The following is a 14,089-nucleotide window of genomic DNA, read 5'->3' as shown; positions in this document are numbered from 1 at the left end:
AGGAGAAGATATGCTCACAAAATACGCTTTTTCCCGCTCAATTGTCGCCGGTTCGGCGATCCTGTGCTTAGTCCTCTTCGATGGTTGTTCCAAGTCCACCGATCAAAACGACAGCGACGCATCGCCCCGCTCAAATACGCAGGCCGCATCGACATCACACGCCAACTCGAGCTCCAGGCTCGGCGACCTCTCAGCGTTCCGCAGCATCGCAGTTGACGTGGCCGCCATCGTTGACAGGAACGATCTGCCGGCAGCAAAGACGCGAATCAAGGATCTGGAGCTTGCCTGGGATTCGGCCGAAGCCGGTTTGAAGCCTCGTGCTGCCGACGAATGGCATTTGCTTGACAACGCCATTGACCGCGCGTTGGATGCACTGCGCGCTGACGCGCCGACCCAAACAGACTGCAAGATGGCAATGGCTAATCTGGTGAAAACCTTTGACCGGCTACAAGGCAAAATATAACCGGGGAAACCGCTATGTGGAAATGGCTACAGACAAGGACAATTTAATCTGCATGACGAATCTTCCTACAGGTTTGCTCGACCCCTTCAATCAGCTTGAACCCTACCGACAAGAAGGCCGAGCGCGACAGACTGCAATGCGCGACCGTGAACGTTCGACAGCCGCTGTGTCGCGCCGTGAACATGACTGCGTCGGCGGAGCCGGCGGTGCCTCACACGGACAGGTGGGCCACCGGCGATTGGCATTCCGGACTTCAATCGCCCAGATGGTTCGGTCTGACTGGCGCTGCTCGATCAGTTATAGCCAAGAATAGCGATCGATTGCACGTCGGGACGATTCACTTCATCACTGACGAGTGATGCAACCGGACCCTCGAGCAACGTCGTATAAACACTTGCAGGGCGGACTTGCGCAGACTCGTTATTGACCATTTGCGAATAGGCAGCAGCTGGCACGACTGCTACGCCCGCGAATAAAGGTGTGTGAGCTTTCATTTTTAGCTGAGTTGTGTTCAAGGACTGACGCTGAAGGATCGATTCCTGTAGAGGCCTGATCTCGGTCTAACCACGCCGCTTTGCGCGTTCGATGCATGCACCACATAGAATGGACAGGTTACGCCCATAGCCGCCCTGTTTTACATTGTGAGTCGGCACGCGTGAGTCAAGAGCCCAGGAATCCGTTCACAAAGACTCGTACGAATTGTATGCTACGGGCCCGACGGCGAGCCGATTGAGGGTGGTTGACCTACCCCGTCTCGTGGCCGAATGGTTCGTCATAGTCGGCGTCTGACCTGGGCTTTCTCCCTGTGCGCGCTGCCCTTCTCATCCGAAGTGTGCCAGTACCAGCAAGGTCAGCGTGACCACGATTGCACCGCCGATGCGGGTCGCGATCTGCGCGAAGGGCATCAGCGTCATGCGGTTCGCGGCGGTGAGAATCGCCACGTCGCCCGTGCCGCCCTGGCCGCTGTGGCAGGCGTTCACGATCGCGGTGTCGATAGGGTACATCTTCATCAGCCGGCCCACCACGAAGCCCGTGCCCATCAGCGTCGCCACCGTCACGACGATCGTCACGATATTGGCGAGGGTGAACGCCGCCATCAGCTTGTCCCACGGCGTCATCGCCACGCCGATCGCGAACAGCAGCGGATACGTCACCGCCGTCGAGAAGAACTTGTACACCACAAACGCGCCTTCCTGAAGCTGCGGCGACACCGCGCGCGCGAGCTTCACCAGCACCGCCAGGAACAGCATCGCCACCGGCGCCGGCAGGCCGAAGATGTTTCTGCACATCAGGCCGAGCAGATACAGCGTGATCGCCGTGATGCCCGCCGCCGCGATGTGCGTCACGTCGATATGCCCGCTGATCTCTTCTTTCACCGGGTCCATCTCGTCCTGCTCGCCGACTTGCAAACGGCCCTGGCCCGTCAGATGCGGAAAGCGGCGGCCGACCATGTCGAGCACGCCGGACAGCACGATCGCGGTGAGACTGCCGAGCATCACGGGCGGCAAGACCTGCGCGAAAAGCTCGCCCTGCGGCAGATGCATGATCTCCGAGTAGCCCACCGACAGCGGAATCGCGCCTTCGCCGACGCCGCCCGCCATGATCGGCACGACGATATAGAGCAGCGTGTGACGCGCGCCGAGTCCGAGCGCGGTGCCGACCAGCGTGCCCACGATCGCCGCCACGATCGAGCCTGCGGCGAGCGGAATGAAGATCTTGACGAAGCCCTGGATCAGCACGCGCCGGTCCATGCTCAGAATGCTGCCGACGATGATCGACGCGATGAAGAGATAGAGGAAGTTGGTCTGCTTCGTGAACTCCGTCGTGAGATGCAGGATCGGCTTCGGCAGCAGATGGTAGTAGGTGAGCGCCGACGGAATGAAGGTCGCGAAGATCGCGGCCGCGCCGATGTTGCGCACGAGCGGCATGCGCTTGCCGATCTCGGCGCAGGTGAAGCCGAAGAAGGCGAGCACGGCGATCGCCATCGAGATTTCGCCGGGCACCTTGCCCGTCACCGCGAACCCGGCGATCAGGCCGAGCAGCAGCACGTACACCGGCAGCGGAATGACGCCGATGCGCGTTTCCATCAGCTTCCACCAGCCCTCGGGCCAGAAGCGCTTCTTGTTTGTCGATGACGCCGTTTCCGTCGGGGTGCTTGCTTGCGGCACATCGTCGTGCGGTTCGGTATGGGGTGTGATGTGCACAAATGCCTCCTTGCTCTGTCAGGGCCGGCGACGTGTGACGCCGACCCATCGTTGTGTCGGTTGACCAGTACTGGCGACGCCGGCGTTCACCGTATTTCGGCCGTCGTCCGGGCGAGCAGGGTCCTGGCGGTACGTTCGTGCCGGCGAGCGCCGCGCCCGGCACGCTCCGCTGCACCGGCGGCGGCCGTGGTTGAGTGATAAGCGGGCACGACGTGCACGCCGTCAACGCCCTCAAGGCCGTCAATGCGCAGAGGATGCCGCTCTCCCGAAGCGCGAAATATCGCTCAATGCGTCGCGCGCTCAATGCGTCGCGCGCAGCGCGGTATCGACGAACGCGTTCGTGTAGGTCTGATCGACCTTCACCGACGCATACGCCGGATTAGCCGCCGTGAGCACCCGCAATTCGTTCGCCGCGCCATCGGCCGGCATCCGCCCGTCGTTCGCGAACATGGGTATCTCTTCCTTCAGCACCTTCAGATACGCGGTGCGGTCCTTGCCAACTATTTCCGGCGGAATCACGGCCATGATTTCCTCCGGCGTATGGGTGTTGATGTACTTCAGCGTCCGCACAAACGCGCCCGCGAGATGCCCCGCAATCTCGGGATGGGCGTGTACGCGTGCGCTCGACATATAGACCGTGCTCGACGGAAACAGCGTGCCCAGGCTCTGGCGCGTGCCGTCGACCGTCGTCAGATCCGCGAACACGGTCGCGACGCCCTTTGCCTCGTAGACGTCGCCTTCCGGCGTTGGCGCGACGACGAAATCGGCTGCGCCGCCGCGTAATGCTTCGACATTCTTTTCCTTGCCTTCGGTGCCGAGGCGCGTGTAGTCACCGATCCCGAGTCCGCCCGCAAGCACCAGCGCGTTCGCCACCGTGCTCTTCGACGAACCTGCGCCGCCTGCGATGAAGCGCGCCCCTTTCAGGTCGGCGGGGCGGCGGTACTTGTTCTTCGCCTGGTTCGCTATGAGCACCTTCGCGCCCGGCGTCACACCGAGCGTGACGATCGCTTCAGTGTCGATCCCGTGAGCCTGGTTGACGATGTTGTGATGGTAGTAGGCGACAACGGCGTCGACCCGGCCGTCCTTCAGCATGTCGGCCGTCGATACGTCGTCGCGAATGTTCATCAGCGTAACTGTCGTCTTGCCGTCGTCGAGGTAGCCGAGGTGCTCGGCGAGCACGACCGGAAAATTGCGGATCGCCTTGATCTCGTCTACGAGGACGACGATGCGTTGCGGCGCTGCAGCCGCGTCGGGTGTGGGCGGTTGCGCGGCCGCCGCGTGGCCTGTGGAGATGCACGCCGCGAGCACGGCAAGGGTGAGTCTCTTCATGGATGGGCTCCTTAGGGCAGTTGCATCATTCATTCTCGGCAATGGAATCGGCAATCACGACCTGTTCCTCATTCCGCACGTTTTTCTTGCTGTCGCTGATCGCCTTCCAGTCCGGGTTGTTCTTCAGGCGCTCTCGGACCTTTGCGACCACCGCCTCGCGCGCACTCAGCGCAGCCTCGTCCTTGTACTGAAGCAGCACCATCGCATTCCAAGGCCGTCCCGCCGGGAACTGGCTCGTGTACAGCGAATATCCGGCGAGCACGCCCTCATCCATCCAACCCTTGAACTGCGGAATCACGTACCCGTCCGCGTATTTCTCGTACTCGTTAGCCGACACGAGCGTCTTGTACGGAATGACGACATACACGGCGTTCGGTAACTTCGCTTGGAGCGCGGCGGCACGCTTCGCGTCGACTGGCGCCGTGTGGATCGACGTCGCTACCGCGAGCCCCTTGCCGGACAGCGCGGCCGGCCGCTCACGCTCGACTGCGCGCCAGCGGTAGAGATCTTCCGGCGTCGAGAACGTCAGGACGGTCATCGCGTCCCAGTTGTCAGAGTCGACGTAGCGATTGAACAGGACGTTGTATTGCTGGAGGTGCCCGTCCCGCTTCCAGCGGGCGAGCTCCTGCGCGGTCGACTGCTCGAGCTCGTGGCGCAGCGCCGGCCGATTCCCGGGTGCGGTCTGGTAAGTGATGATCAGCGATAGTGCGTCGCCATCAGTGGGGCCCGCGCTCGCGGTACCAGCCTGCAGCGCGCCGGTCAGCGCGGCGGCCGTCGCGAAGACGCGGCCGAAGGTGCGAATCGAGATAGGTTTCATGAGAACGTTTGTCGAAGACGATTTGAAAAAGGCCCAATGCCGCGCGTCAGAAGTCAATCTTTGCAACCGCTTTTACGCTGCGGTCCATTCCGGTCCCGAGCGTGCCGGTCTGCACGGAATTCCAGTAGCGCTTGTTGAACAGGTTGTCGATCGCGAGCCTGAAATCGACGTGCTTGCCGCTGATGCGCGTCCCGTAGCTCGCGCCGAGCGAGTAGATCGTATAGCCGGGGATGTACCCCTGGTTCTGCGGATTGACCGGGCGCTTCGAGATGAACGACGCGCGCGTCGTCAGCGACAGGCCCGGCAGCCACAACGGGCGGTACGTAACCGCGATGTTGCCGATCCACTTCGGCGTGTTCTCCGGCGTAAGGCCATTAATCGACATATCGGTGACCGGGTTCTGCACCGCATGCATGTACTGAATCGCCTCGGTCACCGACCACTGCCGCGACAGGATCTGGGTGAGCACCGCTTCCGCACCCCGATATTCGATCGTGCCGTCGTTCGCGAAAATCTGCGTCGTCGAATTGGTCACTGCGTTCGCACGCTTGATATCGAACACGGACGCGCTCGCCTGCAGCCATTTGAAAAAGTGATCGCGCACGCCGAATTCATATTGTGTCGACACCGCCGGTGCGAGGATCTGATACGCGTTCCTCGCGGTCACGGGGGCGACGCCGCCGTCCTCGAGGCCCTTCATGTAACTCGCGAACAACGTCGTCGTCGGCAGCACGTCGTAGAGGATGCCGAAGGCGGGCGATCCGACCCAGGTCGACGACGACAGCGCGCCGTCGTTCGCTGACGAGCGGCTCTCGCGGAAGCCAAGCAGCACCTTCCATTTCGGCCCCAACCCGACGACGTCGTATGTATAGAGGCCCGTGTCCGAGTTGATCTGATTCGGCAGCGACGTATCGGGTCGGGTCGGAACCGGCGCGGGCAACGGAATCGGATCGAAGATGTTCACGCGCACGGGCAGCACGATCGAGTTTTGAGCGGGCGTCTCGGCGATCCGCTGGCTATACGACACGCCGAACGTCATGTCGTGCGAAAGCGGCCCCGTCGTGAACTTGCCCAGCAGTTCCGCGCGCTTGTACTTGTTGAAATAGACCTGTGTCACCGTGTTCACGGTCGGGATGCCTCCTGCGCCCGTGACCACGTCGTAGCCGCTGATGCGTGTGGTCAGACGCGAGCGGTCGGAGTCGGACTGGCCGATCTCGGCCAGCGCTTTCCAACCCGGCGCAATATCGTAATCGACGCGCCCCTGGACGTTCATCGTCCTCGCGGAAAAGGTCGCCCACGGGCCCGAGAGCAGGTTCCGCGGATCGGGCACGCGCGGCACCGTCACCTGTCCGTTTACGGCCTTTGGCAAGCTGATGCTGCCCTGCTCGACGACTTCCTTGCCATATGTCTCGAGATCGAATTCGAAGTGCAGCCGGTTCGTTGCCTGCCAGTCGGCGCCGATACTGCCGAACCAGCCGCGCCCCGATGCGCCATGCACGCCGTTCTCAAGATGCGTGTCCGATCCGTTCACGCGAATACCGAACTGCTTCTCGCTGCCGAACCGATGACTGACGTCGGCCGCGATCCCGATCTGCCCGAACGAATTGCCGGCGAGCGCGATCGACGCGACGTCCCTGTCCATGGGCGCGCGCTTCGTCACCATGTTGAGGATGCCGGCTGGGCTCGCAACGCCGAACATGAGCGCGTTCGCACCCTTCAGCGTTTCGACGCGTTCCTTATCCTCCGCCGGCACCGACATCACGTTCGCGGTCGGAAGTCCGCCGTTCAGTCGATAGTTCGCGAACAGATTGACCTTGATCCCGCGAATGCTGGCTGCGTCGGCCGGACTTCCGGACGAGTTCGTCGGCGCGACGCCTGCCTGATTCTTGACCGCGTCGGTCACGCCCTCCTGAGCGGACTGCAGCGACGCCGCGCCCATCACCTCCTTCGTCATCGGCAGCGATTCCTTGTTGCCCAGCGCATCCTCATTGAGCCGTGCTGCGATGACCGATGACGCGGGCTCGAGCCGCATCGGCTCGTACAGCGCGGCCACGTCACGAATTTTTAAACGAAGGCCGTTGCGGATTTTCTCGGCATTCTTTACGAACGCTGCCTGATCGTCGCCTGTCCGGAATGGCATGACGACAGCGAGCGCGCCGATCGTGTGCCCTGCGGCATCCTGCAACGGCATCTCCACTTCGAGACGATCGCCATCGCGGCCGATCTCGATCTGCGGTTCTCCGGTCTCGATCACGCGCCGGTCGCCCGCGTCAGCCGGCTTGCCGATGCGCCCAATATTCGACGCGATGATCGGATAGTCACCGTCGCCGCCAAGCCGCGCCACATGCATCGCCACCACCATCACGTCGCGCCGCGTACGGATAACGTCGTCGACGAGCGTCTGCGCGTAAGGATTCGCGGGGACGCCGGTGTTCTCCAGCACCGGATCGAAGAGTTCGACCCCGTAGCGGATTTGCCGGCTCAGCTCGTCACGGATCAGCGCTCCCGCGTGAATCAACGCTTCCTTGTCAAGTCCGGATCCGGCCGGATAAGGGAACGTCACCTCGATTTCGCCGATCACCTTGCGGGTCACGTCGAGAAGCGGCAAATGCACTTCGACGTTCTGGTCACCGTGCTTGTTGACTTCGACGAACGGCGTGCCAGTCTTCACGACATCGAGATCGTCGCGATCTGTTTTCTTGCCGATTCGGCTCGCTGACTTCGCGGCAACGATGGCGCTGTCCCCGCCGCCCCGCGGACGCATGTGAATGTCGAGCTCGACGAGCTCCAGATGCCGAGCGACTGTTCGATCGACGAGTTGCTGTGCATAGGTCTTCGTTTGCCCGCTCTGCTGCGCACGCGCGGCCGCGTTCGGCCCGTTCTCGGCCTGCGCGTGCAGCGCAGGCGAAAACATGGCCATCATGGCCATTGCCATCATCGTCTTTCTGAACACTGTCTCCTCCGAGTGAATTGCTATTTTGATATCGAATGCCGGTCCGTCCTGTGCACGATGCACCGCCGGTTTAGTTCAGATGTCGAGCACGAGCAATTCGCCCTTGGCACGGGAGCAGCACGGCGTGAAATGTCCATCGCGTTCGCGCTCTGCATCCGTCAACACGCAATCGAGATGCTCCACTTCGCCGGCGATTACGCGCGTGACGCAGGTACCGCAGACGCCCCGTTCGCACGAGGTCGGAATTCTCACCCCCTGCTCGGCCAGCGACGCGGTAACGGTCATGTGCTCTGGGATTCGGTACACCTTGCCCGTGCTTGCAAGCTGCACGTCGAACGCGTGCATGACGGAAGGCGTACGCGCGTTCGACATGAAACGCTCGCAATGCAGTTGATGATCCGGCCAGCCTCGCTGGCGTGCGGTGAACATGACTGCGTCGATAAAGCCGGCGGGGCCGCACACGTACAAATGGGTCTCTGGCGACTGGGTGTCCAGCGTGCGCTCGATGTCGAACCGCTGCATCGCGTGCTCCTCGCTGAAGTGGTAGCGCACGCTGTTCGCAAATGATGCCCGTGTGAGACGCGGCAGGAACGCCGCACGCGAGCGCGACCGCGCACAGTAATGGAGTTCGAAGTCGGCACCGCATCGCGAGAATTGCTCGGCCATCGCGACGATCGGCGTGATGCCAATACCGCCCGCAAGCAGCAGCGACCTTGGCGCAGATTCGTTGAGCGCGAAATGATTGCTCGGCAGACCGATCTCGAGCAGATCGCCTTCGCGCAGCCGATCATGCATCGCCGCTGAGCCGCCGCGCGACCCCTCGACGCGCAGCACGGCGATAAGGTAGCGATGGCGTTCGTATGGAGCGTTGCAAAGCGAGTACTGACGCACGAGACCAGCGCCGATATAGACGTCGATGTGCGCGCCGGCCGTGAACGGCGGAAGCTTGCGGCCCGATGGATCGACCAGCTCGAACGCGCAGACGCCGTCCGCCTCGACCATCTTTCGCGCCACGCGCACCGTGAGCCGCGCGTCGTTCAGCACCGGCCGCTGCTTGCGACGCAGGAAGTTGCGCAGCCCCGTGTAGGCGAGCACAGGCACCGAGAGCGCAGCAAACAGGAGCAACAGTTTTCCGAATACGCCGCCGACTTCACCCGTATGCCATGACAGCGCCCAGAAATAGACCTTGTGCCCGAAGCTGCCCTTCGCGTATGGCACGAAGCGCAGCACCTTGCCCGTATACGCGTCCATGAACAGCATCGTGCGCGCATTCGAATGCGGCGCATCGCGGTCGATCAGGTACATCTCGACGGGGTCACGGCGCTTTTCGGGGATATGCATCAGCGCATCCCGCGGCTCGGGCGACAGCGACAGCGCGGTGCGCCAGAACGTCTCGAGCGGCAGGCGCATCGCGCCGGGCTGCGGCGGCTCCGATTGGGGTGCCTTCGCGGGTTGCGGCGAACCGACGACCGTGTAGATGCCGTGCGCGTACCAGTCATATGCCTGGGGCAGACCGGTCAGCACCATCGACAGCAGAATCATGCTGGCGCAGGGCCCAACCAGCCGATGCAGTCGATACGCGGACACGGTGCCGCGTGGGCCGGAACGCAGCGTGAAAGCATGACGCCAGCCGCGGCGCGTGCGCGGCCACCAAAGCACGATGCCGCCGACGAGGAGCGCCAGGCCAAACGCGATCGCGCTCGAGCCTGTGATCAGGCTACCGTTTTTCATGAAGCGGAATCGATGGATCCGCTCTATCGTGCCCAACAAGCCGCCGTAGCGCGGCCGCTCGCCCAATACCTGGCCCGTGCATGGGTTCACGTAGACAAACACTTGATCGGTAAAGCGGACCATCGCCGACGGGATCCGCAGCGCTCCCGCCTTGCCCGAGACGATTCGCACGTAGTCGAGTTTGGCGGCAGGGCGCAATGCTGCCGCGTTCGCGGTCAACGTATCGAGCGGTACACGTGCGGTGCAGGTCGGCACCGTCAGCAAGGCTGGATTAATCACGGGCTCGAGGTCCGGACGGAAGACGATCGACGCGCCGGTGACTGCCATCAACAGAATCACCCAGCCGACCGTCAAGCCGCACCAGCGATGCATCTGCAGAAACAGCGGACGGGATGCGAGGTTCATGAGTTTCCCAAGCGGTGACTGTTCATGTCTGTCATCATTGCTAGGGAACCTGAATGAAATCTGAATTTGATCTTGAGCAAGGGTAAGTCCGGATTCGCAACGCCAAGCTCAACACGCATTCGAGGTGTGCTTCGTCGGGAACGCGCTCCAGGAGGGGATGGATCCTGTGTCGGCGCCAAGGAAAACCGGAGAAACCCTTGCCTGCCGCTGGCTCCAATTGCCAAGGCAATCGACGTACGCTAGCCTGAGCCACCTCCAATGGCCGTTCATCATGAAGATCCTGATCCTAGAAGACGAGCGGAAGCTTGGTCTCTTCCTCAAGCAAGCGCTGAGCGAGCGCGCGTACACCGTCACGTGGGTCGAGACATGCGCGCGGGCGCGCGAAGCCCTATGCGAATCGAGCTACGATGTGATCGTGCTCGATCTCGGCCTGCCCGACGGCGACGGCCTCGACCTGCTGCGCGAGTGGCGCCGCGCCGGATTCAACGAACCGGTACTGATTCTTAGCGCGCGCGACGCGGTAGAAGATCGCGTGAAAGGTCTGGATGTCGGCGCCGACGACTACCTGCCGAAGCCGTTCAGCCTCGAGGAGCTGCTCGCACGCACGCGCTCCCTGCTGCGGCGCCAATCGTCGGTCAAGGAAACGGTGCTTGAGCACGAAGGGATCAAGCTCGACCTGTTGAGCCGTACAGCCCATCTGCTCGGGAAACCGGTCGATCTGACGGGACGCGAATTCGCGCTACTTGAAATCTTTCTGCAAAACCCCGGACGCATCCTGACGCGCACGCTAATCGCGGAAAAGATCTGGGAATCGCATTTCGACGTCGACACGAATCTGCTCGACGTCTACATGAGCCGGCTGCGCAACAAGTTCGAGGTCCCGCTCGGCAAGCCGCTGTTCAAGACCGTGCGTGGCGTTGGTTATCAGCTGCTATGAAATCGATCGGTGCACGCCTTGCGCTCTGCTATGTGCTGGCGTCAACGGCCACGTTCGCGGCGTTGTTCCTCGCCGGGCGCTATTACATCGAATACCACGCGATCCACGCGCTCGACCTGCTCAACCAGTCGGAGTTCGAGCATATTCGCGGAGGTCTCGCGTCGCTCGGCGCGAATTCGTCCAGTGCCGCAATGAGCCAACGCGTCGATTCGATGATGAGCAACAATCTCGAGATGTTTTTCACCGAGATTTACGGCCCCGACGGTGCAGTCGTATATCGCTCGCCGGAGCTGCAAGGGCAGGACATGACACCGGCGCCCAAGCGGCAGGAGTTCAACGTCAAAATCAGCGGCCTCAGCGAGTTGCGTGCGGGAAAGTTTGCGCTCGGAACTTATACCGCCGTGGTCGCGACATCGAAGCGCCACGTGCGCACCGTCATGATCGGCTACGAGCACACGTTCTACCTGCTGCTGCTCGTCATGGTGGCAGTCAGCAGCGTAATCGGCTATGGGTTCGGCCGGATGGCGCTGCGACCGCTGCGGCTGATTCAGAACACGGCCAATCGCATCCGATCCGACAATCTGAGCGAACGCATCGCGGTATCAACCGCGCGCGACGAGATCTCCGACCTCGCGCGCCTGCTCAATCAAATGTTCGACCGCCTTGAGATCTCTTTCAACCAGATTCGCCGGTTTACCGCCGAGGCGTCGCACGAACTCAAGACGCCGCTGACACTTGTGCGGCTGCAAGCCGAGAAACTTGTCGTCGATGGTCAGCTGACGCCCGCGCAGGAAAATGCGGTGCAGGTCCAGCTCAAGGAGCTCGAGCATTTGAACCGTATCATCGAGGACCTGCTGTTCCTGTCGCGCGCCGATGCGCACGCGGTCACGCTCGATCTGCGCCGCCTGGATCCCGAGCCGTTCCTGCAAAACTTCGCGCAGGACGCGCACGTGCTCGCCGAGTATCGCGAGCAGCGCTTCTTCCTGACCCATCACGGCGACGGGCAGGTCGCAATCGAGCCGAAGTGGCTGCGCCAGGTGCTGTTGAACCTGCTGACCAATGCGCTCGCCGCATCGCCCCCCGGGAGCCGCATCATGCTGCGCTCGTCCCTGCTGAAGGATTGCTGGCAGGTGCGCGTCGAGGACGAGGGAACCGGCGTCGCGGCCGACCAGCGCGAACAGATTTTCGAGCGCTTCGTGCGTGTTGCGCGTCCCGCCGCGGACGACAAGGGCAGCGGCCTCGGGCTCGCGATCTGCCGCAGCATCGTGGAACTGCATGGCGGCCGCATCTTCGCCGAAGCAGGCCCGGGCGGCAAAGGGCTTTCGATGGTGTTCGAAATTCCCGCGACGACAGTCGACCCGGCCGCGTCTGCAGCGCTGCGCGCGTCCGGCCCGTCCACCCGTTCCGCAGATGCCGCCTGAATGCACGCGTCACAGGTCGCGCTGATAGCCGATGTAGTAAGAGAACCGGTTCGTGTCATTCACGTGCGTGATGCCCCGCCCGACTGAAAACAGGATCCGGTCGCTCTCCGTGAGTCCGTAACTGCCGCCGACATTGAAACCGAATGCGGACGGATCGTCCGTGCTCGCGGCGCCCGTGTAGAACACCTCGCCGCCAAGCTCGAGCTTCTCGCCGAACTTGCGCGTCACGGCCCAGCCGGCAGTCCAGTAGCCCTTCTGCCCCGCGTGACGGTTGAGCACGTATCCGCCGCCGCCGAACGTCGTCCACTCGCCGATCGACTTCTGCATCCATATCGGCAGCAGCAGCGTCGCATGCCCGTCGCCGAGACCGAGACGATCGTTACCAGTCGGCAGCGCAATGCCCGGCGAGAAAGCGACCTGCGGACGCCAGCTCTTTTCGTCCTCGGTGATAAAGCGGTACTTCGCGCCGAGCTCGCTATCACCGAAGCCATAGTGCCCGGGCTGACCGACCTCGTGCGCATACGCCATGCCGAGCTTTACGCCGATCTCGACGTTGTCGAAAAGCCCGTAATTGACTTCGACGCCTGGAAGTGTCGCGCCATCACTTCCCTGGCGCACGGTACCCAAGGCGGCGACGTCGATCTGGACATGTCCTTTCTCGACCGGTTCGGGATCGTCGGTCACGAACGGCGGCCCAGCGAAACAGATGTGCGAGAAGAGGCACGCGCCAACGGCAAGCAGCGCGCTAGCGAGTCGGATGTGACGCGGCGCGCGGCACACGACCGGCTCCGATAACGCCGGACGACGGATGAACGGCATGAGGCAGAATCTCCTGATCGACAGTCGGATGGCGCCGCGAACGAGCGCCGAACGAAATGCATGGACCGATCGGCCCATGCGTACACCAAGGGTGGAAATGGAAGTTGCGGCGACGGTCAGCGCGCGCCGCTCAATGGCCCGAATCCGAGCATTGCGACGGAAGCCATTTCAGCAGCTTGTTCTCGAGTTGCGTGAGCACGAATTCCGCGCCGAGCGCAACGACGGCGAGCACGATCATCGCTGCGAACACGCCGGCCTGATTGAATGCGCCCTGAGCGGTCGAAATCAGGAACCCAATACCCTGCTTCGACCCGAGAAACTCGCCAACCACCGCGCCGACGAGCGCGAAGCCGAAACTCACGTGCAGGCTTGCGAGAATCCAACTCATAGCCGCGGGCAGTACGACGGTCATCGTCACGTCGCGCTTGGTCGCGCCAAGGATGTGCGCGTTCGCGATCAGGTTGCGGTCGGCTTCGCGCACACCCTGGAAACCGTTCGCGGATACGACGAAGAACACCATCACGACCGCGAGCGCGACCTTCGATGCCACGCCAAGACCAAGTGCGATAATGAATACCGAGCCGAGCACGACGCGCGGGATCGAGTTCGCGATCTTGATGTCGATGCTGAACACGTCCGCGAGCAGCCTGTTGCGGCCGAGCGCGATTCCCGCCCCGACGCCGCCCGCGCTGCCGACGAGGAAGCCCAGCGCCGTTTCCTCGAGCGTCACCAGCACCTGCACCCAGAGCGGGCCTTGCGATGTGCCCTCGGTGAGCAAGTGCCAGATCTGTTTCAGCGATTAGCGACGGCGTCGAAAAGAAGAACGGATCGATCCAGCCGACGCGTCCGGCAAGCTCCCATCCTCCAAGCGTGACGACCAGCACCGCGACACGCAGCACATGCACGAGTGCCCGGCGGCGATGCATGCTCGCCTGCGCACGCGCCTCGAGCTGCCGCAACTCGGTCTCGGTCGTGGCAACTTTCGTTATGGTATCCATGCTCATCCTCAA

General features: G+C 62.5%; 9 protein-coding genes and 1 pseudogene. 3 read left to right on the top strand and 7 right to left on the bottom strand.

The window, feature by feature from the left end; genetic code table 11:
* Positions 1-10: 10 nt before the first annotated feature.
* Positions 11-463: a hypothetical protein gene (locus ACEN42_RS41595; RefSeq protein WP_371884157.1), complete on the top strand. Its 453-nt coding sequence runs from the start codon at positions 11-13 to the stop codon at positions 461-463.
* A gap of 821 nt (positions 464-1,284) precedes the next feature.
* On the opposite strand, the gene ACEN42_RS41590 is transcribed toward ACEN42_RS41595, so the two are convergent.
* The 5 genes from ACEN42_RS41590 to ACEN42_RS41570 form a co-directional block, all read right to left on the bottom strand.
* Complete coding sequence (locus ACEN42_RS41590) at positions 1,285-2,631, bottom strand: 2-hydroxycarboxylate transporter family protein (RefSeq protein WP_371884691.1); 1,347 nt, start codon at positions 2,629-2,631, stop codon at positions 1,285-1,287.
* A gap of 336 nt (positions 2,632-2,967) precedes the next feature.
* Entirely contained in the window at positions 2,968-3,996 is a 1,029-nt protein-coding gene (locus tag ACEN42_RS41585) for an ABC transporter substrate-binding protein (RefSeq protein ID WP_371884156.1), read from the bottom strand.
* Between the two features lie 25 nt (positions 3,997-4,021).
* Positions 4,022-4,813, bottom strand: a complete 792-nt coding sequence (locus tag ACEN42_RS41580) for a hypothetical protein (RefSeq protein ID WP_371884155.1) — start codon at positions 4,811-4,813, stop codon at positions 4,022-4,024.
* Positions 4,814-4,859: 46 nt separating this feature from the next.
* On the bottom strand, positions 4,860-7,766 hold the full coding sequence (locus ACEN42_RS41575; RefSeq protein WP_371884154.1) for a TonB-dependent siderophore receptor: 2,907 nt from the start codon (positions 7,764-7,766) through the stop codon (positions 4,860-4,862).
* A gap of 75 nt (positions 7,767-7,841) precedes the next feature.
* Complete coding sequence (locus ACEN42_RS41570) at positions 7,842-9,902, bottom strand: PepSY domain-containing protein (RefSeq protein ID WP_371884153.1); 2,061 nt, start codon at positions 9,900-9,902, stop codon at positions 7,842-7,844.
* Positions 9,903-10,173: 271 nt separating this feature from the next.
* Between ACEN42_RS41570 and ACEN42_RS41565 the strand changes: the two genes are divergently transcribed.
* Positions 10,174-10,839: a response regulator gene (locus ACEN42_RS41565; protein WP_371884690.1), complete on the top strand. Its 666-nt coding sequence runs from the start codon at positions 10,174-10,176 to the stop codon at positions 10,837-10,839.
* Positions 10,840-10,871: 32 nt separating this feature from the next.
* The gene (locus tag ACEN42_RS41560; RefSeq protein WP_371884152.1) at positions 10,872-12,260 is read left to right on the top strand and encodes an ATP-binding protein; all 1,389 of its coding nucleotides are present in this window, start codon (positions 10,872-10,874) and stop codon (positions 12,258-12,260) included.
* Positions 12,261-12,269: 9 nt separating this feature from the next.
* Here the strand turns inward: ACEN42_RS41560 and ACEN42_RS41555 are convergent, their stop codons facing one another.
* Positions 12,270-13,079 carry a transporter gene (locus ACEN42_RS41555; protein ID WP_371884151.1) on the bottom strand — a complete coding sequence of 270 codons (810 nt, stop codon included), beginning with the start codon at positions 13,077-13,079 and terminating at the stop codon, positions 12,270-12,272.
* A gap of 130 nt (positions 13,080-13,209) precedes the next feature.
* A pseudogene (locus ACEN42_RS41550) lies at positions 13,210-14,083 on the bottom strand (ABC transporter permease).
* Positions 14,084-14,089: the final 6 nt, after the last annotated feature.

The sequence above is a fragment of the Caballeronia sp. S22 genome, assembly GCF_964261745.1.
Classification (GTDB): domain Bacteria; phylum Pseudomonadota; class Gammaproteobacteria; order Burkholderiales; family Burkholderiaceae; genus Caballeronia; species Caballeronia jiangsuensis.
The sequence above is the reverse complement of the archived record's forward strand: the minus strand, read 5'-3'. Positions and strand labels throughout refer to the sequence as shown.

Coding starts and splice junctions, on each gene's coding strand:
- ACEN42_RS41595 (WP_371884157.1), top strand. CDS start 11: ATGCTCACAAAATACGCTTTTTCCCGCTCAATTGTCGCCGGTTCGGCG.
- ACEN42_RS41585 (WP_371884156.1), bottom strand. CDS start 3,996: ATGAAGAGACTCACCCTTGCCGTGCTCGCGGCGTGCATCTCCACAGGC.
- ACEN42_RS41580 (WP_371884155.1), bottom strand. CDS start 4,813: ATGAAACCTATCTCGATTCGCACCTTCGGCCGCGTCTTCGCGACGGCC.
- ACEN42_RS41570 (WP_371884153.1), bottom strand. CDS start 9,902: ATGAACCTCGCATCCCGTCCGCTGTTTCTGCAGATGCATCGCTGGTGC.
- ACEN42_RS41565 (WP_371884690.1), top strand. CDS start 10,174: ATGAAGATCCTGATCCTAGAAGACGAGCGGAAGCTTGGTCTCTTCCTC.
- ACEN42_RS41555 (WP_371884151.1), bottom strand. CDS start 13,079: ATGCCGTTCATCCGTCGTCCGGCGTTATCGGAGCCGGTCGTGTGCCGC.